Annotated in this window: 19 protein-coding genes; 11 read left to right on the forward strand and 8 right to left on the reverse strand. The window is 59.8% G+C overall.

Annotated elements, in window-relative coordinates; all coding sequences use genetic code 11:
- Positions 1-176: 176 nt before the first annotated feature.
- Positions 177-2,735 carry a S9 family peptidase gene (locus Pan181_RS06485; RefSeq protein ID WP_231943771.1) on the reverse strand — a complete coding sequence of 853 codons (2,559 nt, stop codon included), beginning with the start codon at positions 2,733-2,735 and terminating at the stop codon, positions 177-179.
- A gap of 260 nt (positions 2,736-2,995) precedes the next feature.
- On the opposite strand from Pan181_RS06485, the gene Pan181_RS06490 reads away from it, so the two are divergent.
- The 5 genes from Pan181_RS06490 to Pan181_RS06510 all read left to right on the forward strand — a co-directional run bounded on the left by Pan181_RS06490 (position 2,996) and on the right by Pan181_RS06510 (position 12,814).
- On the forward strand, positions 2,996-5,524 hold the full coding sequence (locus Pan181_RS06490) for a ComEC/Rec2 family competence protein (RefSeq protein WP_197528979.1): 2,529 nt from the start codon (positions 2,996-2,998) through the stop codon (positions 5,522-5,524).
- A gap of 366 nt (positions 5,525-5,890) precedes the next feature.
- Entirely contained in the window at positions 5,891-6,895 is a 1,005-nt protein-coding gene (locus Pan181_RS06495; protein WP_197528980.1) for an acyl-CoA desaturase, read from the forward strand.
- 357 nt (positions 6,896-7,252) lie between these two features.
- The gene (locus Pan181_RS06500) at positions 7,253-7,903 is read left to right on the forward strand and encodes a PilZ domain-containing protein (protein WP_145246060.1); all 651 of its coding nucleotides are present in this window, start codon (positions 7,253-7,255) and stop codon (positions 7,901-7,903) included.
- Between the two features lie 240 nt (positions 7,904-8,143).
- Complete coding sequence (locus tag Pan181_RS06505) at positions 8,144-11,065, forward strand: multiheme c-type cytochrome (RefSeq protein ID WP_197528981.1); 2,922 nt, start codon at positions 8,144-8,146, stop codon at positions 11,063-11,065.
- Between the two features lie 99 nt (positions 11,066-11,164).
- Positions 11,165-12,814 carry a hypothetical protein gene (locus Pan181_RS06510; RefSeq protein WP_145246062.1) on the forward strand — a complete coding sequence of 550 codons (1,650 nt, stop codon included), beginning with the start codon at positions 11,165-11,167 and terminating at the stop codon, positions 12,812-12,814.
- Here Pan181_RS06510 and recQ read toward each other — a convergent pair whose 3' ends face one another.
- The gene (gene recQ, locus Pan181_RS06515) at positions 12,815-14,653 is read right to left on the reverse strand and encodes a DNA helicase RecQ (RefSeq protein WP_145246063.1); all 1,839 of its coding nucleotides are present in this window, start codon (positions 14,651-14,653) and stop codon (positions 12,815-12,817) included.
- A gap of 437 nt (positions 14,654-15,090) precedes the next feature.
- Between recQ and Pan181_RS06520 the strand changes: the two genes are divergently transcribed.
- The 4 genes from Pan181_RS06520 to Pan181_RS06535 are packed head-to-tail and all read left to right on the forward strand — an operon-like array spanning position 15,091 to position 16,897.
- A complete protein-coding gene (locus Pan181_RS06520; protein WP_197528982.1) occupies positions 15,091-15,603 on the forward strand; it encodes a DUF1851 domain-containing protein in 513 nt (170 codons plus the stop codon).
- A 13-nt stretch (positions 15,604-15,616) separates the two neighbouring features.
- Positions 15,617-16,057 (forward strand): hypothetical protein, encoded by a 441-nt coding sequence (locus tag Pan181_RS06525; protein ID WP_197528983.1) that lies wholly within the window; start codon positions 15,617-15,619, stop codon positions 16,055-16,057.
- A gap of 5 nt (positions 16,058-16,062) precedes the next feature.
- Complete coding sequence (locus Pan181_RS06530; RefSeq protein WP_145246064.1) at positions 16,063-16,521, forward strand: hypothetical protein; 459 nt, start codon at positions 16,063-16,065, stop codon at positions 16,519-16,521.
- A gap of 4 nt (positions 16,522-16,525) precedes the next feature.
- Positions 16,526-16,897 carry a hypothetical protein gene (locus Pan181_RS06535; RefSeq protein WP_145246065.1) on the forward strand — a complete coding sequence of 124 codons (372 nt, stop codon included), beginning with the start codon at positions 16,526-16,528 and terminating at the stop codon, positions 16,895-16,897.
- On the opposite strand, the gene Pan181_RS06540 is transcribed toward Pan181_RS06535, so the two are convergent.
- The 5 genes from Pan181_RS06540 to Pan181_RS06560 form a co-directional block, all read right to left on the reverse strand.
- Entirely contained in the window at positions 16,885-17,532 is a 648-nt protein-coding gene (locus Pan181_RS06540) for an IS630 family transposase (protein WP_145244957.1), read from the reverse strand. The genes Pan181_RS06535 and Pan181_RS06540 overlap by 13 nt on opposite strands.
- Positions 17,520-17,984, reverse strand: a complete 465-nt coding sequence (locus tag Pan181_RS06545) for a helix-turn-helix domain-containing protein (RefSeq protein WP_145244956.1) — start codon at positions 17,982-17,984, stop codon at positions 17,520-17,522. Before Pan181_RS06545 ends, Pan181_RS06540 begins: the two co-directional genes overlap by 13 nt.
- Positions 17,985-18,142: 158 nt before the next feature.
- Entirely contained in the window at positions 18,143-19,396 is a 1,254-nt protein-coding gene (locus tag Pan181_RS06550; protein WP_197528324.1) for an IS4 family transposase, read from the reverse strand.
- Positions 19,397-19,820: 424 nt separating this feature from the next.
- Positions 19,821-21,092: an IS4 family transposase gene (locus tag Pan181_RS06555; RefSeq protein ID WP_145246066.1), complete on the reverse strand. Its 1,272-nt coding sequence runs from the start codon at positions 21,090-21,092 to the stop codon at positions 19,821-19,823.
- A 136-nt stretch (positions 21,093-21,228) separates the two neighbouring features.
- Positions 21,229-22,233, reverse strand: coding sequence for a nucleoside hydrolase (locus tag Pan181_RS06560; protein ID WP_145246067.1), 1,005 nt, complete (start codon positions 22,231-22,233; stop codon positions 21,229-21,231).
- A 158-nt stretch (positions 22,234-22,391) separates the two neighbouring features.
- Here Pan181_RS06560 and Pan181_RS06565 point away from each other — a divergent pair, with 158 nt between their 5' ends.
- Together Pan181_RS06565 and Pan181_RS06570 are read left to right on the forward strand one after the other, a co-directional pair.
- Positions 22,392-22,922: a hypothetical protein gene (locus tag Pan181_RS06565; protein WP_145246068.1), complete on the forward strand. Its 531-nt coding sequence runs from the start codon at positions 22,392-22,394 to the stop codon at positions 22,920-22,922.
- A gap of 31 nt (positions 22,923-22,953) precedes the next feature.
- On the forward strand, positions 22,954-23,505 hold the full coding sequence (locus Pan181_RS06570) for a DUF5662 family protein (RefSeq protein WP_197528984.1): 552 nt from the start codon (positions 22,954-22,956) through the stop codon (positions 23,503-23,505).
- Here Pan181_RS06570 and Pan181_RS06575 read toward each other — a convergent pair.
- Entirely contained in the window at positions 23,482-24,336 is an 855-nt protein-coding gene (locus Pan181_RS06575; protein ID WP_145246069.1) for a matrixin family metalloprotease, read from the reverse strand. The genes Pan181_RS06570 and Pan181_RS06575 overlap by 24 nt on opposite strands.
- Between the last annotated feature and the right edge of the window lie 143 nt (positions 24,337-24,479).

Below are 24,479 nucleotides of genomic sequence, written 5' to 3' on the forward strand. Positions count from 1 at the left end.
AATTAGTATCGTCGCATTGCGAGCCGAAAGCAAGGGGATTTTCAAAGAAGAATTCATGAAGTTACTTGCCGATGCCCGCATCAGCGAGTGAGTGATCTACCCTCGCCGAGCGAAGCAGCAAACGCCCAGCCGCGACTGGCGGCTGGGCGTTCGTGAGTATTGCAACGGGTGGGCCGTTAGGCTTGCTCGCCCTCGGTCGTTTCTTCAGTGGCTTCGGGAGCTTCGGGCTTAGGCATCGCCATTTGCTCTTCGGTGAGTGCCTTTTTGAGTCCGGGCACTCCGTCGGCACCAGCCGGCACGTGGATGCTCGAGCCGACAAAGTCGTCGGTGATCGGTTGGTAGCGACCACCAAGTTGCTCGGCCAGGAACCCTTCGGTCACCGCATTGAAGCTCGTGCGATTCTCGGGTCGGGCGAAGCCATGGCCTTCGTCCGGGAACAGCACGTAAGTGACCGGGATGTTGTTTTCCTTCATCGCTTTGACGATCTGGTCCGCTTCTTGTTGCTTAACGCGAGGGTCGTTTGCACCTTGGCCGATCAGCAGGGGACGCTGAATCTTTGCCACCCGTTCGAGCGGCGACATGGCTAGCAGGTCGGCTTTGCCCTCTTCGCTATCGACGTCGCCGACGCGAATCTTCATGACCGGCATGAACGGAATCCAGTAGTCCGGAACATTTTGCAGCAACGTCACCAGACTGCTAGGGCCGACGATGTCGACACCGCAGGCAAACACTTCGGGCGTGTAAGTCAGGCCGACCAGCGTGGCGTAGCCGCCGTAGCTGCCACCCATGATGCAAACGTTGTCCTTCTCGGCAATGCCTTGATCGACCGCCCAGTTCACCGCGTCGAGCAAGTCGTCGTGCATTTTGCGCGACCATTGGGCGTTGGCTGCGTTGATGAACTCCTTGCCGAACCCGGTCGAGCCACGGTAGTTGACGTTCAGAACCGCGTAGCCACGGTTTGCGAGCCATTGGTGCGAGGGATCGTAGCCCCAGCTGTCGCGGGCCCAAGGACCGCCATGCACGTCGAGAATCATCGGCAGTGGGGCGTCTGGCACCCCATCGCCATCGGCATCCGATCCTGGCGGCAACGACAGGTAGCACACCAGGTCGAGGCCATCGCGGCTCTTGATCACCGGCGAGTGCATTTTGACCAATGTATACTGATCGAGATCGTCGCGGTTACTAAACAAGTACTTCATCTTGGCATCGCCTTCGGCGGTGCGATCGTATAAGTAGTACTTCACCGGACCATTATCCATGATGTAAGCAACGGTCCACAGCTTGTCGTCGAGCGTGCGACTGGTGACTTCAAACTCGCCATCGGCGAAGTCAGTCAGGAAGTCGACGTCGCCTTGAATCGTCGCGTCGAGCACCTTCCATTCCCGGCGGGCAAAGGTAAACGACACGGCTTGAATCGTATGGGTGGTTGGGTGCACCAGCACGCCGCCGGCATCGGCCCGGGCGTCTTCGGCCAGCAGGTTGCTTTCGCCGGTTTCGAGGTTCTTGGCAAACAAGGCAGCCGTGTTGCGATCGCGACTGTCCTGGTAGTACAGAATGTTGCCCGACTTATCGAAGCCCGCAGGGCCGCTGGTCATGGCGTCTTCGGGGCCGAACTTCTCGGACATGTCGAAGTCGGCGTAACCCTTCTCGCCCGGTTCACCCTTCGGAGTGAGCCATGCCTGACCACCATCGGGAGTAAACGTGAACCCGAGGCGAACCTTGTAGTTGTCGTCAGGAATCAGCGCGGCAAGACCCGGATTCTCTTGAATCAATTTGCGCTCGCCGGTGGTGAGGTTCACGCGATAGATGTCGTGCAGTTGAGGGTTGCGATCGTTCAGGCCGATCAGCACTTCGTTGGGAAACTGCTCGCTGGCGCCCATCAGTTGGGCGTTCACGCCATCGATGGGAGTGAGATCAATCGTCGCCCGATCGGCCACGTTGGTCGCGTAGACATGCCAGTTCTCGTCGCCCCCTTTGTCCTGGTTGTAGATGATCTGCTCGTTGTTGTACGCCCAGTCGAAACCACGGATGCCACGCAAGGTGTCGGTGGTCACCGGGTGGGCGCTGTCGAGGTCGTCGACGGGAGCCACCCATACGTTCAGCACACCTTCGCTGTCGGCTTCGCCTTCGGGCTTCACCGGCGCGATGAATGCCAGCCATTTGCCATCGGGGCTAATGCGGGCTTGTACGCGTTGGGGGTTTCCAAACAGAACATCGCGGGGGATGAGTGGTACGTCGGCTACACGTTCGGCAGCGGAGCTACTCGCCTGGGGTTCGCTCGGCATCGTTTCGTCTTTCGGCTCATCTAGGGTAGAAGGGGCAGGCTCGGCTTCGGCGACCAACGTCGTCGGCTCCTCTGCTGGTTCATCGGCTGCGTTACTCTCGTCGATTATCTCAGGTGTTTCAGGTACCTCAATCTCAGGCACGGTAATCTCGGGTACCGTCACTTCTGGCACCGAGATTTCTGGAACCGTAACTTCCGGCTCCGTAGGTGCTTCAGGTTCCATCGTCTCATGTTCCGTCGTTACTTCAGGTTCAGTAACTTCGGGTTCGGTCGTCACCTCAGGTTCGGTTACCGGCTCGGTGGTTACCTCCGGCTCGGCGGGGGGAGCCTCTTCTTCGGCGGCCGGTTTCGGAGGCGTCGAAGGCTCGGGAGTGTTGCATCCGCTGACAAAAAACAGGGCAACTGCAACCCATAATGTCAGCTCGGTTAACGTCAAAATTACAGTCTTCATCGCGGAACATCCTCCATGGTGGTGCTGAGGAAGGACCGGTGCTAGCGACCGGCACAGCGCGGGCGGGAGTCGTGGCTACAAGCATTTCGACTGCTCGCCGCCATCCGGCGAGTATATCCCTTTCGCTACGAACAAGCGACCACGGGGGGACTCTTGGCCGCATCTCCAGGTCCTACGCGGCTGCTGGCCGAGGCGTTCGCCATCAAGCAGCGGAACTGGTTAAACTAGGTAGGAATCTAACACCCTTGCTAGCACTTTGCATGGCTTCCCCTGTCCGTACTACATCGAGCAAAAACCGCCCGCGCTCGCGGCGTGCGCCCCCGTTGTTGCCGGTGGTCGCGGCCATCGCAGCGGGCATCGTTATCGATCGCTCGTGGAGTGACTCGGCTGCAAGTGGTTCGGTTTCGGTCATGCATTGGTGGCTCCTGGCAATTGGATTGTGGATCGGTTGGTGGGTCATCGCACGTCAGCAGCGGTGGCGATCGTTGTCTTGTGTGTTGCTTCTCGCCGCCTGCACCGCGCTGGCGGGTGGTTGGCATCACTGGCATTGGAACTTGTTTGCCACCGACGAAGTGGGCCGAATGGCCTCGCTCGAGCCGTACCCTTGTTGCTTGCGGGCGGTGGCAGTCGCCGCGCCGGAGCGGATGGCTGCTCCACCCCCTTCGGCCTATCGAGCCATTCCTCAAGGCGAGAAGAGTCAGTTGCGGATTCGGGTCACGCATGTCCGCCATGGCGATCACTGGCAGCCTGCTTCGGGCGAGTGCGAGTTGATCGTCGATGGCCACTTGTTGAAAGTCGCTGCTGAGGACTGCGTGCAGGTGTTCGGTCAACTCCGGCAGCCATCGCCGGCGATGAACCCTGGGGAGTTCGACTTCGCCGAGCACTCGCGGGCTGATCGCCAGTTGTGCTTTGTGCGGAGCTCGTCGCCTGAGTGCGTGACGGTCGTGCAGCAGGCGAGTGACTGGTCGCCCTGGCGGTGGGTCGATCGGCTGCGAAGCCATTGGCAATCGCGACTGTGGGACACCGTGGGAGCCGAGCACGCTCCGACCGCCGCGGCCATCCTGCTCGGTGCCCGCCATGCCATGCCGCGAGAGATGGTGGATACCTACCGAGTGACTGGTACGCTGCATGTGCTGGTGGTGTCGGGCTTGCATGCGGGGGTGCTTATTTCGTTCGTGATGGCCTTGCTCGGCATGGGGTGGATACCACGCCGGTGGGCGCTGGTGTTGGCCATGGTGCTGGTTGCCTTGTACGCGGTGCTCACGGGAGGGCACCCGCCAGTGATGCGGGCGGCCATTCTGGCCGAGGTTGCCTGTTTGGCCCTCTGGTGCGGTCGCAATCCGTTCGCAGGCAACTCGCTCGCGCTGGCGCTGATCGTCGTATTGCTGCTGAACCCGGCCGATTTGTTTCGCACTGGTGCGCAGCTCAGTTTTCTGTGTGCGGTCGTGTTGTTGTGGTTTTCGTCGGTCCGTTGGTTCGCTCCGCTGACTCCCTTGCAGGTGTTGTTGCGTTCGGTCGAACCGTGGCACGTGCGGGCTGGTCGCCGAGTCGCCGCGTACGTCGGCTGGACGGTGGCCGCGACGCTGGCGGTGTGGATCGTGAGCTTGCCGCTGTTGTTGGAGCGTTACCATCTGGTCACTCCCGTAGCCATTCTGGCATGCGTTCCGTTGTTCTTGTGCGTCGCCAGTTCGCTGATCACAGGATTCGGCTTCTTGATTGTCGGTTGGTTGATTCCTGCGACCGAGCCACTGCTCGCTTCGCTCTGCCGCGGTTCGCTTGGCTGGCTCGACTCGCTGGTGTCGGGGAGCAGCGAACTGCCCCAGGCGTACCACTGGACCCCCGCGCCCGACTGGTGGTGGACCCTCGGCTGGTACGCGCTGCTGGCGCTGCTGTTGTGCGCGGGTGGGTTCCGTTGGAGCTGGCAGCGTACCGGACAGGTGCTCGCGCTGTGGGTAGTGGTGGGGACGTTGCCGGTGCTCGCCAGTCGTCAGCAGCCGCGCGAGTTTCAGGTAGCCTTTCTCGATGTCGGTCATGGGGTGTGCAGCGTGGTGACCACACCCAATGGCACCACACTGTTGTACGATGCCGGCTCGCTCGGTTCGCCGAGCCATGCGACTGAGACGATCTCGGCTTACCTGTGGTCGCGAGGTATCCGCCGCATCGATGGCCTGGTGCTCTCGCATCCCGACGTCGACCACTTTAATGCGGTGCCAGGATTGGTCGATCGCTTTAAGGTGGGGCGCGTGTTTGTGTCGCCGCACATGTTTGCAGCGAATCCGAATCGCAGCCCTCAATCGGCCCCGCAGCAGTTGGAGCAATTGCTGCTTGCTCATGACATTCCGATCCAAGTGATCGAGATGGGCCAGCGTTTGACGCTCGACCGTTCGTCCCACGCGGAGGTACTGTTTCCCGACAAGTTCGGTGGGCTGGCGAGCGACAATTCGAACAGCGTGGTGCTCTCCGTCGAGTGCGACGGGCATCGGGTGCTGCTGCCGGGCGATTTGGAGTCGCCAGGCATCGAGCAGGTGATGGCCAGCGACACGCTTCCCTGCGACGTGCTGCTCGCTCCCCATCATGGAAGCCGACGGAGCGACCCGCCGGGGTTCGCTGCCTGGAGCCAACCCCGCTGTGTGGTGGTAAGCGGCGGGCGGGGTGAGGTTGACCGCAATGTGGCGGATAGCTACCGGCAGGCTGGGGCCGACGTGCTGCATACCGGGCAAACCGGAGCGATAGAATTCACTTTCACCGACCAGGGATGCCAGATTTCTCCCTTTCTCTCCCCGCTTTGAGTTCTGCCAGAGCGTTGGGCCGTGCTCGAAGGGTTCGCTGTTTCTTGCCTCCGCGGGCGAACAGCACCAGAGATAGCTGCGTATGCAGTGCAGGCATTTCGCCAGACCCTGTTTTTTGGAGCCCAAGGTACAGTGGGGTAGCCCATTCAGGTGAAAAAACCTATCTTTTAGGCTGTTCGTAGCAAGGTATTTGGGCCTAGCTCTCCCATGCTGCGAAAGTAGTGCCCTCCCGTTTTTCTCACTCCAACCATTTTTGCGGCCAATCCCTGTTGAGTTTGTCCGCAGTTCATGAACACTTAGGCAACCAAGAGCGTCGAGCTCCAAACGACGCACCCACTCGCTTGCCTGGCGGAGACGATGAGGTCTATGAGTTTGAATTCTTCCAACACGAACGAGAGCGGTTCGACCCTTACCGAACCGCTGCCGCAAACCACCGCGGCACCGCAGGATGCGAACGAGCCCAAACTGATTGACGGCCGACCCCCTGCGAATTCCGAAGCCACCTGGGCGCTGGGCATCGATTGGCCCGTCGCTATCTGGATTGGTGTGATTCACATGTTGGTGCTGGCCGCGCCGTTTTTCTTCACTTGGCAGGCCTTGGCCGTGTGCATCGTGTTGAGTTACGCGACCGGTTCGCTGGGTGTTTGCATGGGGTACCACCGATTGCTCACCCACGGTAGTTTCAAGACGTACAAGCCGATTCGCTGGCTGCTGGCGTTGCTCGGCGGTTTGAGCGGCGAGGGCTCGGCCCTGATGTGGGTTGGCAACCACCGAAAGCACCATAAGTACAGTGATAAAGATGGCGATCCTCATTCGCCACGCGATGGAGCCTGGTGGTCGCACATGTTCTGGTTCCTTCCTGATTGGGGCAAGAAACTGAGCGACGACCTCACCAAGCGATATGCGGGCGATTTGCTCAAAGACCCGATGATGTTGTTTCTGCACAAGATGTTCCTGCCGAGCCACTTTATCCTGTCGGGACTCCTGTTCCTGCTGGGCTACTACGGCCAGTTCATCGGCATGGAAGGTGGCATGTACTCGGGCCTGTCGATGCTGTTCTGGGGCACCGGCGTTCGCATGTTCTATGTGATGCACGTGACTTGGTTTGTGAACTCGGTGACTCATATGTGGGGTTACCGGAACTACGAAACCAACGACGACAGCACCAACCTGTGGTGGGTCGGTTTGCTGGCCTTCGGCGAAGGTTGGCACAACAACCATCACGCCCACCAGCGAGTCGCTGCTCAAGGTCACAAGTGGTGGGAAATCGACCCCACTTACTGGGCGATTTTGACACTGGAAAAGCTCGGTTTGGCTTGGGATGTCATCCGTTTGGAAGACGTGCAGCGACGCGATCAGTCGATCGCCTAGTGATCGGATGATTACAATCTTCGTATCCCCCAACAGGGTGGAGTCACCAAGTGGCTCCACCCTGTTTTTTGTTGGTAAATCAGAGTCACCTTCTTGTTTTTTGGAATGACGACAATCGCTACAAAGCTGGTGGTATATCGCCCCCACCCGAATGAGGGTTTCAATTTCACATCTAGTGACAATTAATAGGAAGCTACCGTCCTTTTGCATGCGGTTTTTCCAATCTCTTAGACAAACGCAAAATCGCCAGCGGAGTTATGCACTAGTCTTCTTTCGGGAGAAAAAATCGAGAGACCAACGTTGGTTAAGAGTGCAACACAATTGGGGGGGTAACCTACCTACTACTGGGGTGAGAAATTGTCCGCGTCGCTGTCAAACGAAGTCATCGAATCGCTTGTTCGAAATCACATTGGTCTCGATACCTATGGAATCATCGAATCGGATTTCTCCGAAATCGGTCATTGCGGCGGATGCTACCGAGAGCTTGCCTGGCCCAGCCCTCGAGAGGGTGCCTGGGCGTCGGCGGTGAGTTGCCCCGAATGTGGCCGCTACTACTTCACCGAAGGTCGCAACGATCGGTCGATGCGGCTTACGAAACACCAGTATCAGGGACTCGGATTGGAGAAACTGAATCTTGCCGGAGTCGACCGCCTGCCGACTGCGAGTTTGGTGCAGCAGCTGGTCGGAGCGGGGGCTCAGGCCAATGAGCGACGCCGCCACATTCGCTACCGCATCCAGCGCGATGTGGTCTGCATCCCTCTCGACGAGCGGGCGCACCCGTTGGGGGTCGCCGAAACGGCCCGCCTGATCGACCTGTCGGCATCGGGAGCCAAGTTGATGGTCGAAGAGCCTTGGGAAGCGTCGATGATACTGATCGACTGCGCCCGACTCGGCATGCCTGAGACCCAACTGCTGGGAGAGATTCGTTGGGAGGAGAAAGAGAATAGAGGGTACTCGATGGGGTGCAAGTTCCTGCTCGGCAGCGATGGCCAATTGCCGCTCGCGTAAGCGGCTTCTGATGAACATCAATTCGTGGCGAGTGCTTTCGCTCCCCCTGATAGGGTAGGGGTGGATGGTAAACCTTGACGATTGGGCGATTGCTGCCTGATCGGTGAAGCTTGGCGGCCATGCGGAAAACGCGACACTCGACCCCAAGCAGGCGACGATGAACTGCTTGAAAGATCGCGCTTCATGGATGATTGAGCGGTCACATCGATTCGAACTCAACGCAGTAACCGCATGCCAAGGATGGCAAAGCTCTCGTTTGAACACGGCGGAGTCGCATTCCGCTGTTCGCTCGCTGCGCTGATGGTGTTGGTTGCTGTGTGGACCGGCTGGCAGGCGATGGTGCCAGCCCCCGAGAGCGATGCGGCATTGCCACAGGCGGCTAAAGCTCCTTTGTTGCCAGTGGCCAGTACCACTCGCCAGGCCGATGCTGCTTATCAGGCGGAAGTGCAACGTCTGGTGGCCGAGGTCGCAACGGTCTGCCCCACGTCGGCCATGCAGCTCGAGCAAGAACTCCTCTCGTCGCCCACTCCGCGACCTTTGGCTAGTAGTAGCGGAGCGGTGGCTCCCAAGGTCGACCTTACCGCCCACCATCAGGTGCATGCTGGTGCGACCCAGTCCAGTAAGATTCAGCCGAGTGCGACGATCACCAGTATTCGAGTTGCCCAAAACAGTCGCCCGCAGCGGATCGCTCCGCAGCGAATTGCCATGGGTAGCAATCCATCGCAGGGCGGCGGTAATTGGTTGGTCGACCCGAACGCCTGGTACGCCCCCGAGGACGCGGCCGCCAACGCGGGTAGTGTGTCGTCGGAGCCAACGTTGGAACCGGCCGACAGCGATGCTACGTCGCCAGCAGTGGAAGCGGCCCCCAGCGAACCAGCAGCCGCCCCGGTTACCCCCGAAGAATCGAATTCCATCACGCCCGACCGAATCCAGCGTTCCCCCCCGCTGCCGGTCGAGGCCAGTCCCCCGCCTGGCGAGCACGGTCCCTCGCTCGTCAGGCCGGTGGAGACTGCTCCCGCCACGTCGCCGGAGCCAAGCATTCCGCCGAAGACCGATGCAACGCCTCGGCGAATCGCTCCTCCACCTGCGGAACCTGCCATCGCACCACCTGTGGTCGAACAACCTCCGATGGAGCAAGCACCAGTCGAGCAAACACCAGTTGAGCAACCTGCCGTTCCGAAGGCGCAGATGTGGGTCGAGTCCCCAAAGACTCAAGCCACCGAGAGTCAATCGCCGAACACCCAATCGCCGAATACTCAGCCCGCTGCACCCGTGCAACGCGAGTCGTTGCCGACGCCGCCGGCCGATCGGCCGAGTGCTCCTGCCGCACCGCAGAGTGCGCCGACAACAGTGTCGCCGCCTGCGCCGACAACTGGGCCCGCTGTTTCCCCCACAGCCCCCAGTACCTTCGCCCCGCCGGCCGCCCCTAACTTGCATGCTTCGGGCAGCGAGGCGGATCGTGCGTCGGCCTGGGCGCAGGCTCGTGCTGCGGGCGTGCCCGAGGGACTCGATCCCCACTTGGAACTGGTCGCTGAAGGTTGTTTTCCCTCGGCCAAGACCTGTGCGAAGTGCCATGAGAAGATCTACAACGAGTGGAGTTGCTCGAGCCATGCGTACGCGAACATCTCGCCGATGTTCCAGAAGTTCGAGCAACGCATCACCGAAGTGAGCCAAGGCACGATCGGTTACTTCTGTCTGCGATGTCACGCCCCGGTCGGTACGACGATGGGGCTGTCGCGCGACCTTCCGCTGTGGGAACAACCGGCCGTGGCCCGCGAAGGCATTACGTGCGTCGCCTGCCATCGGGTGAATCAGCGGTACGTGAAGACCAATGGCGAACGCCGACTCGTGCCCGGCGACGAGTTTGCTGCCATCTATGGCGGCAAAAGGGGCGAAGGAGTTGCCGAGGCCATCGCCCACAAGGATCAATACAAGGTGAAGACCTCGGCCGACGACAAAGGTCCCGGCCAGAACATCCATGTCGAAGGTCGCTACTTCGACCAACTCTCGCAGGCCGAGTACTGCACTACTTGCCATCAAGTGGCGGTGCATCCGGGCATCAAGCTCGAAGTGGTGTGGGAGCAGTACCGCGCATCGCCCGCTTACCGCCAAGGCATTACTTGCCAGGACTGCCATATGGGCAAAGTGCCGGGGCTCCCCAGCGGTTACGAGTGTTGTGCGATTGCCGAGGTCGGTGGCAAGACCGTTCGCGATAACGTGAAGCACTCGAACCATGTGTTCTATGGCCCGGGCTACTCGATCGCCCACCCCGGCATCTTCCCGTTCCATGTGAAGGCCGATCGGTGGAGCATCCCCGAGTGGTTGGAATTCGACTGGCGAGCCGGATGGGGCACCGACGAGTTCGAAGACCGCGTTGCCGATGGTGAGACCCAGGTGCGATTCCCCAAAGCGTGGGTCGAGGCCGACGATCGCTACGACGCCCGCGAGATCATCGACGACAACCTGAAGCGTCTGGAGGGGAAGACCGAGATTCGCAAGCAGGTGATGGAAAACGGCTCGCACGTCGATGGCCCGTTCTTCGACTGCACGCCGAGCGTCGGTCAGGATCTCGACCTCCATTACGTGGTGACCAACACCAACACTGGGCATAACCTGCCGACTGCCAGCCTGGGGGCCCAGCCGCAGCTGTGGGCGAACATCGTGCTGATCGGCCCCAGCGGTCAGCGGTTGTGGGAGACCGGCTACACCGACCGCTACGGCGACGTGTGCGACATCCACTCGCGCGATGTGCGGGCGGGGCTGATGCCGTTTGACTCGCAGTTGTTCAATCTGCAGACCATGTTCCTGATCACCGGCGCAGTCGGTACCGATCGCGAGTTCTACTTGCCGGTGAACGTGGAGTTCGACCAACTGCCATTCCTTCGCCCAGGAGCGATTCCGGTATCGGTGACGAACCACCCTCCGTTTATTCGGATGGAGAGCCGCTCGCTCGCTCCGCTGGGGCGCAAGAAAGTGAACTACAAGATTCCAGGCGAGTTGCTGTGCCAGCCGGGCCGGTATCGCTTGAGCTTCCGCATGCGTAGTCGGGCCGAGCCGATTTACTTCATGGACTTCTGCCGCGCGACCACCGAAATGAAGCGCGGCATGAATGAAGGCATTGTCGACATCCATCCCTACGCGGTGGAATTCACCGTTCAATAAACGACCACTCACGACTGACGTGCTACGATGAATTGGTATGCTTCCCCATGGTCTTTGCGACTTACTCGCCCGGTGTGGCTGAGTTTGTTGCTGTGCGCCATGAGTGGTAGCACCCTCGCCCAGCAGGCGAGTAGCACGTTGTTCGACGCCCCCGCGGCCGTGCCCCCTTCGTCGGTCTACTGTCCCAGCGACGCACCCACTGAGGTTGGTTTTCAGCCCTCGGTGTTGCGGTTCGGGCTGTTGCCCCCTCCGCCGATGACGCCGACGTTTGGCGATGTCTGCCTGTCGGACAACGAGCCAGGTAAGCCAAGTGACGAGTCTGCCAAGCCGGGCGAGCCGCACGCGATGCATCACCCGCCCGCGAGCGATTGCCGCGCCGACCTGTCGACGTGCTACGAGAGCGACTTCAGCCACGACCCGTTCTACGACTCCTGCCCGCTCGACGTGGGGGCCGAGCTGAACGTGTACAATGGCAAGCACCTGGTGCCGGTGCAGTATCCATTGATGGAGCTTGGATTGCCGTTTTACCGCAAGGGACCGATTCCCCCTTCGCTCGAAATCCTCGGTCCCACGAATCCAGTGCAGCAGAAGTTCTACGTGTACGGCGACTACCGCATCGGCGTCGCGCAGAACGATCTGGTCGGCCGCGATATCACCGTGCTTGCGCATCGGCTGAATCTGGAAATTGATTACTGGCTTACCAGTACCGAGCGGTTTCATATGTTTAGTGGTCCTTTCCAGGAAGGGACGAACTTCATGCGGGTGGAGGAAGGGGAGTTTATCGAGGAGCTCGACTTCTTCGACCCCGATACCGACACCATGTTCTTCGAGGGCGACCTCGGACAAATTGCCGGTGGGTTGAGTTCGTCGTATGCAGCGTTCGATCTGCCTTTCACGGTGGGTTTGGTTCCTTTGCTATTTCAGAATGGCATCTGGATGCAGGATGCCATGTTGGGATTCGCCGCCACGGTGCCGGCGCAGAATCACGCGGGCCTTGACTGGTCGAATTACGATATCACCTTCTTTGCCGCTCTCGAAAAAGTAAGCTCAGGCGCTGCGCCTGGCGACGAAGACGCCATGCAGCTGTTCGGTGGAACCACCTTCATCGAAAGTCGAGGTGGCTACTTCGAGCTTGGTTACGCGTTTGCCAATCATCGCTCGAATAGCTCGCGCGATTACAGCAACATCGGCATCTCCTACACTCGGCGGTATCTGAACACCGTATCGAACTCGATGCGTGTGATCATCAACGCCGGCCAGGATGGCCCTCAGTCGGCTCGCACGGCCGACGGGGTACTGCTGATTGCCGAGAACACGTTGATTACGCCGATGCCATACAACTTACTGCCTTATTGCAATGTGTTTGCTGGCTTCGATCGTCCCCAGCCGGCAGCACGAGCGGCCGCGTTTGGCGGGGTTTTGTTTAACACTGGTATTTTGTTTCAAAGCGACGCCCTGACTGGCTACCCGACGCTTGATGCTTCGGGGAACAATACGTTTGGCTTTGCGACAGGTGTCGACTTGTTGTCGCCGAACTTTGACCAGCAACTCATTGTCGAGTTCGCCGCGCTCAAAGTGCATGGCTCCTCGGCTGGGCGGATTGCTGCTGGCGATCAGGCCGGCGTTGGCATTCGCTACCAGGTGCCGATCACCAACGCTCACCTGCTACGGTTCGATGCCATGCATGGCTGGCTCGATAACTCCGAGGACATCAGTGGAGCCCGGGCAGAGTTTCGGTGGAAGTTCTAGTTACTCCATCACGTCGGTTGGCACCCCCATTTCGCTGCAGTAGTTGGTGATGGCTCCGATGAACACCTGGCCGTAGTCGCGCAGTTTGGCCGCCCCCACTCCGCGGACGCGGGCGAACGCCTCCTCGCTGGTTGGGCGTCGGCGGGCCATGTCACGAAGCGATTGATCGCCGAACACCATGTAAGCGGGCACTGTTTTCTCGGCGGCCAGCTCGCCGCGGAGTTCCTTGAGGGCGTCGAACAGCCCGCGGTCGACTCCCTCCCAATCCTCCTTGGTGCGAGCGCGGCTTTCCTTCACGCGTTTCGCAGGAGCTAGCAACTGCGGGGTGGTTTCGCCGCGGAGCACTTCGCGACCACTGGTGGTGATTTGCAGCACGCCGTATTCGCCGACCTTGGCCAGATGCCCTTGCCCCACGAGTTGCTCGATCCAGTCGCGAATCGTGGTGCCATGCTCGTGCTTCAGGATGCCATACGTGCTGAGCGTCGTGTGGTTGAACCGCGTGACGTTTTGATCCTTCGAGCCCGCAAGCACCTTCGCGGTATGGCTCGCCCCGAAGCGTTGTTCGAGTCGAGCGACGCACGAGATGATCTTCTGCGCGTTGATCAACGGCTCGTCGGCGAACGAGAGTTCGTCGAGGCAATAATCGCAGGCGCCGCAGTTATGGCGATCGAGCGACTGCCCAAAGTGTTCGACGATGGCTTGATGCCGGCACCCAACCGAGGTGGTGTAACGCATCATTTCGCCGAGTGAGCGGAGCGCGCCTTCGAGGGCCGCGGGTTCTCCTTCCTCGATCATCCGCCGCCAGAGCACCGCGTCGCTTCCTTTGTAAAGCAGCAAGCACTCCGACTCCAAACCATCGCGCCCCGCGCGGCCGCTTTCTTGCACGTACGCTTCGAGCGACTTCGGCATGCCAGCGTGCACCACGAAACGAACATCCGGTTTGTCGATGCCCATGCCGAACGCCACCGTGGCGACGATCACGTCGATGCGATCCTTGAGAAATGCTTCCTGGTTGCGCGCCCGGGCGGTGTCGCCGAGTCCTGCGTGATAGGGAGCCGCGCGGACGCCGGCCGATTTGAGCGACGCGGCCACGCTCTCCACTTCGTTGCGACTGATGCAGTACACGATGCCCGACTCGCCTGGATGGCGATCAATTACTTCCTGCACCTGGTCGAGCTTGCGAGTGGCTCGTCGCACACGGAACACCAGGTTCGGCCGATCGAAGGGGCCGATCAGCATCTGCGGATCACGCAGTGCCAGGCCTTGGGTGATGTCTTGCCGCACCCGCTCGGCCGCCGTGGCGGTGTAAGCGTGCACCGCCACGCCGGGCAGTGCTTGTTTCAGCAGGCTAAGCTCCGTGTACTCAGGGCGGAAGTCGTGACCCCAGGTGCTCACGCAGTGGGCTTCGTCGATGGCAACGAACGACACGTCGACCGAACGCAGGAAGTTGAGCGTCTGCGGGCGGACCAACCGTTCCGGCGCGGCATACAACAGCTTGATCTCGCCGGTGCGGACCTGCTGCAGCACCTTGCGGCGTTCCTCCGACGACAGCGAACTGTTGATGAACGCCGCAGGAGCCCCACTGAGCTTCAGGGCGTCGACCTGATCTTTCATCAGCGAGATCAGCGGCGACACGATGATGGCCACCCCGGGCATCGCCAGGGCCGGCGCCTGATAGCACAACGACTTGCCACCACCGGTCGGCAGGATCACCAGCGAATCGCGGCCTGCCAGCACCGAGTCGATCGCTTCGCGTTGTAGCGGGCGAAAGGTATCGAAGCCCCAGTATTGTTCGAGCACCTCGGCGAGGGCGTCGTCGTGATTGGCAGGTCGATCCATCGGTGAGCCAGGCGGGGCGAAAGTGGAGTTAGCGAGACTCGGTATTGTCGCTAATTCGGGCGATGCTGGGGAGGGGCAACACTCGGCCGTCCAGCGTCGATGCGGGAAGCGGAGCAACGAAATAAAGCCCCCATTTGGCGAAAAACGATTCGTGGGGGCTTTATCGAGCCCGGGGATTCGTCGCGAGTGGTCGTAAGTCCAGCGAGAATCAGTACTTGTCGCAATCACAAAAATTAGGGGGTGAACAATTTCGCCCCAGGGGGGAGAAGTGGGGGCAATTCGGTAAACATTAGCAGTCATCAGCGGTGGATCACCACCGCCAACCATCCCCGAAATTCTACCGCCACAGGTGGCCATTTCCCACTGAAAAGCGGCGAGAAACTTGAGGAGATTGGCGTCTGTTGGCAATGCCAACCAGCCGTGGCTAAACTGCAGGAGTGAACTTACTTGTCGAGCGATTGTTGCGAGCAAAGGGCGAACTGTTGGCTTTGAGAGACTACCTGATCGATCAGGAAGACTACGACTGGAGTGCGATGCTGTCGCCTTGGTATGGTCTGGTGCCGGAAGAATTCACCTTGTGGATGGTCAACCGGTTTGGCGATTTGATCGTAGTGCTCGGCGATGGCTCGATTGAAATGCTCGATGTGAGTGCGGGGACACGGACCAGGCTGGCTGAGAATCGCGATGAGTTTGGCGATCGCATCGACGAAGAAGAGAACGCCAACACGTGGTTGATGATTCCGCTGGTCGATGCATGCGTGCAGCAAGGGTTGTTGCTCGAGCCTGGGCAATGCTACAGCTTCACCACTCCGCCGATTCTGGGAGGCGATTACTCGGTGGCCAATACCGAAGTGGCCAGCATCGTCGATCACTACAAGCTGTATGGGCAACTCTACCAGCAGCTCAAAGATCTGCCCGACGGCACTCAAGTCAGCTGGCGACGAACTTAAGTCGAGACTCCCGATGGCAACTAGCACAACGGCTCCTCGAGCAACGCTGCCGCGGCGGCGGTTCTATCGCGGGGTCTTCCTGGCTGCAGGGGTGTATAACATCGCCTGGGGGCTGTACGCAGCGGCCGACCCGCAGTGGTTGTTCCGATTTGCAGATCTGCCGCTGGCAGTCCACCCGCAGATCTTTGCCTGCCTGGGGATGGTGATCGGGCTGTATGGGGTGTTATACCTAGAGGTGGCCCGTCGGCCCGAGCAGGGGTGGTTGATCGCCGCGGTAGGGCTGGCCGGCAAGCTGTTGGGCCCCCTTGGCCTGGCGGTGCAGATTGCTTCGGGCAACTGGCCGTTGGCAACGGTGGTACTGTGCGTGACGAACGATCTTATCTGGTGGATTCCGTTCGCGATGTACCTGGTGGATGCCTGGCCCGCGTGGCGGGAAGAGGAACAACGAGGATGAGTTGTATGGTTGGGCTATTGCTGTCCGAAGCCGAGATGCACCCGCTCTTGATCGCATTGATTATGGTAGGGGGCGGATTATGGTTCGTATTTGTTTTCTATGTGCTTTACGCGGCGGGCTGGCAACGCCTGATGGTCTATCGTGCAGCTGCACCGCTGGAAGGGGAGATCTTTCCCTTTCGTGCGGGGCGTTTGGGATCGGTTCGCTATAGTGGATGTCTCACCTACACGGTAAACAGCGATGGCCTGGGGCTATCGGTGTTTTTTCTGTTTCGTCCGTTCCATCCGCCACTGTTTGTTCCTTGGCAAGACATTACCGCCCGGCAGACCAAACTGTATATGTTCTTTCCCTTCGTCGAGTTGAAGTTTGCCCAGGCCAAGGGGATAAGCTTCTATGTAATGCCCTCCCTGGCCGACAGACTGATCGCCACGGCAGGTGACCCGATTGAAATCGCTCCCAAGTAGCAGCATGACTAGTCCACCCAACAACTCGACGGCAGCTGTTCACGAAGCGGAAAGTGGGGAGCCGCAGCCCAACCCCTTCGAGTCGCCTGAATCAGGAGACCCGCAGCAAGGTGTGAATTTGAACCGGGTGTTTCGCGGCCTGCTGATTGTTCTCGGGGTGGTGTTTATCGCTTCGTGTTACTGGAACTGGCAGGAGTACACGCGGTTAACGGAACTGGCTGCCGAATACGAGCAGGCGGCCAAAGCGGCTCCCCCGGGGACCTATCCGTACCGCGTGGTGCCTACCAGGTACAGCGAGCAAGTCGGCATGGCCATCGTCAAGATTGCCTTGGGAGGCATCCTGCTAGTACGTCGTCCCGGAAGTCATTTCCTATAGAGTTCAGGGAAGACGCGTTTGGCGTCTTTTCGATGGAAGGTCCAATTGATTTTGATTTTCTTCCGATTGCGGTCGCGTGAACAGTGGGAGAGTTCGCTTTGAACCTTGTCGAGCGAAGCCAACCGACGTCCCAGGCATTGTCGCTGTATGGCCGAGATTTCGATCTCGGCCATGTTGAGCCAACTGGCATGCTTGGGGGTAAAATGCCACACAATCCGCTCCAGCATTGGCCGAGCCGCCTCCTCGCCAAAGGTTTCGATCAACGACTTCTCGTTGTGCGTGTTGAGGTTGTCCATCACCAGATGAACCCGCTCTGCGTCGGGATAGCGCTTCAAGAGGTCGCGGACGAACCGGGCGAAGTCGGCTCGCTTGCGGTGACGCTTGGCCTGAACGAATCGCTTGCCCGCCTTCGGCTCGACCGCCACGAACACGCTGCAGGTTCCGCAGCGGCGGTACTCGTAGTCCTGCTTCGCGATCTTGCCGGGTGCCGCGGGCTCGGGCGGCCGCGCGTCGTCGACCCTCTGATAGGGCTGCTCGTCGAGGCAGACGACCGGCTCGTTCGGGTCGAGCGGCTTCTCGTACTGCTCGAGGACGTCCTCCATCCGCTCACAGAACTCGTCGTTCAGCTTGGGCACGCACCAAGTTTTTTTCGCCACGGCTTCAGGTCGTGTTCCTTGAGCCACAGCGAGACCTCCGTCACGCTGAGCGAATCGACGAAGCCTTCCTTCACCGCGTGCTCGCACAACAATTCCAGCGTCCAGCGAGCCCGTCCCTCGGGCGGCTCGCTGCACGCCAGGGCGATTACCTGTTGCTGCTGCCGCTTGGTGAACTCTGGGGGGCGGCCCGAGCGAGGCGCATCGTACACCGCCCGCTGGACGCCCTCTTCGCAGAACCGCTTTCGGACGGCTCGGACGTTGCGCGTCGTGCAGCCCACATGCTCGGCGATCTCTTCGTCGGTGCATCCCGAGTCCGATTTCAATAATATCTGGCAGCGACGCACCACTTGCGCCGCGCGGGCGCCTGAGCGTGCTAGCTGCTCCAAACCTCCACGGGCCTGGTGGTCCAGGCAAACAATGTGCTTTTTCATTCCGCAGCATATAGCAGCGGAATGGATTTCAGGAAAGACGTACTAGTCGGAGGAATCCAAGGGCACCTCGGCCGCCGGAAATAGCCGAAGTACTCCTTCGTGGGGGAAAGAATGGTCTGGAACGCACCCAATTGGCCCTGGTCACCGCGGGTGCCACTCTACGCCGTTAACCCTTTTCGTAGTACTGGTTTGATTTGCTTTGCTCGCAGGGCCTGTGTCTTGGTAGCAGTGAGCAGTTGTGGTACTCCTGGCGGTTTGGCTTGTTTTTTTCGTGGGTAGTTGCGGCTGGTTTTGTTTGCTCTCTTGTAGCTGTCGATGATGGCTTGGCGAAGCCTCTCGCACAGGCGTTCGTTTTTCTCCGTTGGATGCAGGTAATCACGCATCGTGCGGCGAAACGCCAACAGCAGCTTGGCGAAACTCAACTTTGCTGGTGTGATGCCTTGCTTCATCGCTTCGACCAACGCGAACAGCGACATCGCCCATAAGCCGAACAACGACCAGGTGATTTCGAGCTTGGCGTTCTCGGCTTCGCGAGAGAGGAGTTTTCGACGGTGAAAGGTCTGCTTGAGATGGCGATAGAATAGTTCGATGCCCCAGCGACGTGCATACAATGCAATCACCTGCTTGTCGCTCAATTCACGCCGAGAAAGGATATTGGTAACCAGGTAGACCGGCTGCTTGCCATCCGTAGCGACCACCAGTCGCAACACGAGCGGTTCGTTGCCACGCTTCGATTCCCGATCGGGCCATAGATAGACCGTGCCGGTCCATTCCCGTACATAACCAAGCTGTTTCAGCAACCGCACATTGGCTCCCACTCGCAGCAGGACGTGTCGGCCACTTTTGATAATCGCTTGCAGCCCTTCGTACCCCATGAATCCGCCATCGGCCGTTATCAAAGCCCCGGCTGGCAAGCTAGTGAGCATCTCCCGCAAGTGGACACGTTCGCTACTGTCACCAGGTCCGACCCGCCAGTCCCACGGCAATCCCGTACCGATGTGCCACATCGTTGTGAGCCAGAGTTGAGGCGAGTTGACTTTCTTCGCATCTTTGGCCTGCCGTCTCTTGTAGCGACTGTTCTTTACCCGTCGTGCGTGACGAATCGTCGAATAGGCTTGTTCGTGCGAGCGGGTGCGAGGCAATTCAAGGCGACTACCATCGACCGCGAATACGAGGTATCCCGCGGTGAGCCAGCAATCGGTCAGCGTCGCTTGCATCCGTTGTTGCAGCACTGACTGCAACAACGCGGCGAGCGGCTTCGTCCAGCGACGAAGGATTTTTATGAAGGCTTGGTAGGAAGTGGCCAGTTGCTGTTGCTCTTTATCGAGGCAGAGTAGTATCTTACGCACAACGAAAAAACGCTCGGTGAGAGTCTGCTCGTCCGACCAGGCCCATAACAGCGCGGCTGCCATTAGTGACCGAGGAGTCCAACTGCAGTCGTTGCGGAAGCGGATCGTTCGCCAACAGATTCCCGCCAACAACCAACGCAAACATTGCCGAAGGCACACGATATTCAGCCGCACTTGAGTGTCTCGATGTAACATGCCCGATTCCCTTCGGGTAAGTGATGGCCGCCCCTTCCTTGGTTCAACTGAAAGGATGGCCGAAATACGCTGTTACATCGAGACCTCTTTTTTAAGGCAAAGAAAGGGTTAACGGCGTAGGGTGCCACTGGCTCCGCCCATTACTGTCCGGAGTTCGGTTCTTTGCATTCCGGGAGTGTTGCGCGGCGTCTTATGATTGCATGGATTGGCTTACGCGATCAAGACTCGCCGCCTTTTTCCTTTCACATTGCGCAGGCGGCAGCGTGAGAATCGCGGCCGAGTGGCAGCGTCTCTAAGTCGATTGCTGTTTCTTTTTCTCGCTCCGCCGCGCGGCCGACTGCCGGGCCAGTTCGTTCTGACGTTCTCGCTCGCGGAGGATCGGCAGGATCTCTTCCAGGGTTGCCGCCCCGCGGCCGACCTGTCCCATTAGGGCGAACAGGTACTTGCTCGGTCGATAACCGGTGTGCAGGTACATCAGCAACACGGCAATGACCGCCACGTAGAAGTGCGTTTGCACCCCTTCGCTTGCGTGGCTGATCAAGTGTCCGAAGTTCGCAGAGCTCTTCAGCCACCGAAAGAACAGTTCTACTTGCCAACGATAGCGATACAGCATGGCAATCACGTGCGCCGGTACATCGAGCAGGTTGGTGATCAACCGCAGTTGCGACGGTTTTCCCTTTTCTTCGCAAGCGACGATGACTTCGCGAAGCTGCACTCGGGGAACTCGATGTCGGCTCGGATTCGAAGACTTGAAATGTCCCACTCCATCGCTGAGCACGCCGGCCGCTTTGTCTTTTTCGGTGAGTTCGCGACTTTTCACTTCCCGCAGCGTGGGCGAATTGCCCCCCGCTGGGCGATAACGAGCCACGAAGTGCGATTGCAACGCGTGTGTGTCGTCGTAGTGCGCTGCCAAGAGCGCGAAACTCATGAAGCCGCGGTCGTACAGATAGATACGACCGGGCTGCAACCGTTCGATGGCTGAATCGGCCTCGCTCTGGCCAGGGGATGGAATGACGATTGCCTCGGGAAGCCACGTGCTCACCGGCAAATGGACATCCACCCGCGCTCGATGCTTCTTCGCCCCATGATTGTTCGTATTGCACATGGCCCAGGCGACTTCGGCCACGGCCGGGAGAAACGTGCCATCGACGGCCACGGTCTGCTGGAGCAGTTCGTCGAGATCGTCGTCACCTATCGATTGCCGTTTTGACTTGCGGGCAAGTTGCCGGCGGAGGGCATCGAGAATCGGCTGCAATCGCTCGGGGTCGGCCAGTTGATTGAAGTCTGAGAGCGTACTTCTAGTGATCTTGCGAATCGAAAGGTGTTTCTGAGCCTGTACCGTTTGGCTGAAATCTTCGATGGTTCGCAAACTGCGGATGGCGGGATTGAAGAACGCCAGCAGGTAGGCTACGAACACGTCATCGAGAAATAACTTGCGATTACCGTGGGCGTCTTCCGAGCGGAGTTGTTTGAGAAACTTCTCCAAAAGCCGGACATACTTCCCCCCAATGACCTGCTCGGGCCACACTGGTAGCTCGTCTTTAGCAACTCGCTGGGAAGGCATGGACTATGTCGTACCACACCACTCCCCACCGCGCAAGTTCAGAATCGGTTAAGATTAATTCCGGACAGTAATGGGTGGAGCCAGTGGCACGCTAAAATTAGTCCTGCAATGCAACAGTCCGTCTCAAATCGATGTCTCACTTCTTAGCCGGCGGGGTGATCATCAACGATTCGATCTCGGCGGCGACTTGTTCGGGGGGCATCTTCTCGATCAGGTAGCGATGGGTGCCGGCGGGATCTTCGCGCCAGTCGTGGCAGCCTTGCGAGTTATCAGGCACCGAGCAGACGCCCGGCGGCGAAAGCGTCCAGTAGTCGCTTGCTCCCCGCACCGCGTAGAGCACCGCAGTTTGGTCCCAACTGTTGCGGTTGGTGAGCTTGTTGTACAGTTCGTAACCGCGTCGCACGGGGCTGGCCGGGTCGATGTCCGCTAGTTTAGCTCCGGTGTGGACGACCTCGCCGATTTCGAAACCGCTGAACACCACCGGCGTCGGCCAATGGTTGATCACCTGCTGCGTGGCGTCGGGCGTGACTTTCAGGTTGTACTCACCGCTGCCATTGGCAAAGTGCCCTTCGGGGAACACTCCACCCATCACGACCCACTGCTTGACCTTGGCCTTTACCAACTCGGCCCCAGTAAGCGGGCTGAGGTCGTCGGCCGGTGTGTCGAGCAGCGCAGCCAGGTTCGTGAGAAAGCCGACCGTCACGATGGTGACGCTGCCATCTTCTTGGGCGGCGAGCACGCGTCGGTATACCTGCTCGGCGGTTGGCACCCGATAGCTGGCTGGCAGGTCGTGCGGAAACTCCTCGGCAACCGCTCTCGCGTAACGCGAGTCGATCGGCTTGTCGGTCACAAACTCGCCGACGCGGCCGATCGGGATGTCGGGGCGGCCAAACCAGGTGTTGATCGAATCGACGCAGGCGGGCGCCCAAGGATTGTTCGACGAGATGCCGCAGGCGAGTATCTCGGCCTCTCCACGATCGGCCAGCACATGCAGCGCGGCCAGGGCACCCACGTCGTCGACGTCGCCGGCGATGTCGGTATCGAAGATCACCTTCACCGGCGAGTCGGCCATTGCAGCCGGCGCGGCAGCAAGCAAACAGACGAACAGCAGCGTGCGAAGCGACGCGTGAGCAGCAGCCATGATGGTATTCCCCAGCGAATCGAGGTAATGGCAGAGTAAAATCAAGGACTCGATTTTACTACTGGACGTGATCCGATTACAAATAGTGGGCCCGATTACCAATCGCGACCTGTGTAGTCGCAAGTCATCAACCAAGTCCCACGGCCGGATCTTAGCCGATGAAGCAACTTCTCTCTCAGCTCAAGACATTCGACGGCAAGCACGCGGAACCTTTGGAGCGGCTGGCGGCCGACACCCCCGCGACCAAAGCAAATATTCAAAAACTGCTAGCCCTGGCCGAGCACGAGCAGGAGTCGATTCGCGTGGGGGCCACGTGGGTGCTGAAACGTTGGGCCGACGACGGTCAGGAGTACGAGCCCGCGGTGGTCGCGATGTTAATCGAACGCCTGCGTGACGAAGACACGTGGGCCGCCAAGTTGCATTTACTGCAGATGCTTGTGGAGTGCGACCTGCCGAAGGCAAGTTGCCGATCGCTTGCGACGCGGGCGAAGAACCTGGCCGCCAGCGAGAACAAATTCCTACGGGCGTGGGCCACGAGCGTTGCGGTGCAGGTCGCCGAGCAGCATGCTGCGTATCGCCCGACTGCCTGCAAGTTGGTGGAGAAGGCGAGAAGCGACTCAGCCGCATCGGTTAAGGCCCGCGTGCGACAGCTCGAGAAAAAGCACGCCTGGCTGCGTGAGTCAGCGTAGGTCAAGCAATCGCTACACCTAAACAGGCGAAGTGGCTAAAATCTTCGGTATGGACCCCGTGGAACCGACACCGTCGATGATTGCGTTCTTTGAACAGCGCACCCGCGCGCACATCGCTCGCGTCGAGCGTTGTTTGCAAGTGATGGCGCGGGTGACTCCGTATGGCGAGCAACTGCTGGAGCGAGCCGCGCGGCACGACGCATCGAAGTTCGAGCCCGAGGAACGCGTCGCTTATATCTGGCTTACCGAGCATCATCGGCGCCGGAAGCTCGGCGAGGCTTTCACGTATCCGTCGGGCGTCGAGCCGCTCATCGAGTCGGCCATCGCGCACCACATGAGCCACAACCGGCACCATCCCGAGTTCCACGCCGATCCGAACGACATGACCGAAGTCGACCTGATCGAAATGGTGTGCGACTGGACCGCCATGGCCCAGGAGTTCCAGCAATGCGGCGGCAGCGCCCGCGAGTGGGCGGATAGGACCGTGGGCCAGCGGGTGCAGTTCAATGCCGAGAAGAGCCGCTTCGTCTACGAGATGATCGCCCTGTTGGATCGCGAGCTAGTTGGTCCGACCAGCGACTAAATTGCCAGCGAGCGACAGCAACACAAGCATCACGACCCAGGCTTGCGGCTCGGGCACCGCAGCGAGCAGGGGAGTGACGCTGCCGACGCCGGGACCATACACACTTTGAATCGCGGCAATGTCGTCGGGCTCGAGCGCTCCGCTGCCGGGGCCGGTATGGCGTTTGAAGGTCCAGTACATGTTAGAGGTCGGCACATTGCTGTGGGTGAGTCCCAGCGTATGGCCGATTTCGTGGATCGCGGCACCCAGGAAGTCGGGCTCGTGAATCGTGCCGATCAGCGCCCAGGGGTCGCTGTGGTCGAAATCGATATCGCCGCTGTAGTTGCTGGTGCCTGGGAATCGGGCGACCGCCTTGGCGATGGGGCTGCCGTTTTCGGGATCGGGGCCATTGATGTAGACATGCCGCAGGCGGATGGTGCCATGCAGGCTCGACTGGCCGTAGGGGAGTCCGTCGTCCTCGACTTCTCGGAAGTGCACCGGCACCACCTCGGCCCACACGAGAAAGGCCTCCTCAATCGCGGTGCGGATCTGCGACTCCGGCACTGGCTGTCCCCCAGGGTCGAGCAGCCCGCCGTCGAACATGTTTTGATAGCTGTAGGTCAAGTAAACCGAATCGCCTTTGCTGGCTTGCGGCCAGCCCGAGCGGGGCGTGCCGAAATTGGCTACCAGATCGGGATTCGACTCGTCGCCGCCGATGGTGCACCCGCCGGCGGGGCAAATCAGAGTCTCTCCGGCCAGGCATTGATCGCAGCCATCCGCCTGGAGTGCTGGAACGAATGCCAGCACCGCGAGCAAATAGAGATAGCCAAGGTGTCGGTTCAAACAGGGCATACAGGCGACTCAGCAGGGGGGAACCTCGGGCAGATCGCCCGGGTCCTCCATTATGAATGCCCCCTGCAACGGGAGCAAGCAACGAAGTCTCCCTGCACGATTTGCCCCAAGTGCGTTATGATGCAGGGTTTAGGCGTTTTCGT

This window comes from Aeoliella mucimassa (assembly GCF_007748035.1).
Taxonomy (GTDB): Bacteria; Planctomycetota; Planctomycetia; order Pirellulales; family Lacipirellulaceae; genus Aeoliella; species Aeoliella mucimassa.

Coding starts and splice junctions, on each gene's coding strand:
- Pan181_RS06560 (WP_145246067.1), bottom strand. CDS start 22,233: ATGGCTGCTGCTCACGCGTCGCTTCGCACGCTGCTGTTCGTCTGTTTG.
- Pan181_RS06565 (WP_145246068.1), top strand. CDS start 22,392: ATGAAGCAACTTCTCTCTCAGCTCAAGACATTCGACGGCAAGCACGCG.
- Pan181_RS06495 (WP_197528980.1), top strand. CDS start 5,891: ATGAGTTTGAATTCTTCCAACACGAACGAGAGCGGTTCGACCCTTACC.
- Pan181_RS06545 (WP_145244956.1), bottom strand. CDS start 17,984: ATGAAAAAGCACATTGTTTGCCTGGACCACCAGGCCCGTGGAGGTTTG.
- Pan181_RS06490 (WP_197528979.1), top strand. CDS start 2,996: ATGGCTTCCCCTGTCCGTACTACATCGAGCAAAAACCGCCCGCGCTCG.
- Pan181_RS06505 (WP_197528981.1), top strand. CDS start 8,144: ATGGCAAAGCTCTCGTTTGAACACGGCGGAGTCGCATTCCGCTGTTCG.
- Pan181_RS06575 (WP_145246069.1), bottom strand. CDS start 24,336: ATGCCCTGTTTGAACCGACACCTTGGCTATCTCTATTTGCTCGCGGTG.
- recQ (WP_145246063.1), bottom strand. CDS start 14,653: ATGGATCGACCTGCCAATCACGACGACGCCCTCGCCGAGGTGCTCGAA.
- Pan181_RS06510 (WP_145246062.1), top strand. CDS start 11,165: ATGAGTGGTAGCACCCTCGCCCAGCAGGCGAGTAGCACGTTGTTCGAC.
- Pan181_RS06485 (WP_231943771.1), bottom strand. CDS start 2,735: ATGAAGACTGTAATTTTGACGTTAACCGAGCTGACATTATGGGTTGCA.
- Pan181_RS06535 (WP_145246065.1), top strand. CDS start 16,526: ATGACTAGTCCACCCAACAACTCGACGGCAGCTGTTCACGAAGCGGAA.
- Pan181_RS06530 (WP_145246064.1), top strand. CDS start 16,063: ATGGTTGGGCTATTGCTGTCCGAAGCCGAGATGCACCCGCTCTTGATC.
- Pan181_RS06555 (WP_145246066.1), bottom strand. CDS start 21,092: ATGCCTTCCCAGCGAGTTGCTAAAGACGAGCTACCAGTGTGGCCCGAG.
- Pan181_RS06550 (WP_197528324.1), bottom strand. CDS start 19,396: ATGGCAGCCGCGCTGTTATGGGCCTGGTCGGACGAGCAGACTCTCACC.
- Pan181_RS06525 (WP_197528983.1), top strand. CDS start 15,617: ATGGCAACTAGCACAACGGCTCCTCGAGCAACGCTGCCGCGGCGGCGG.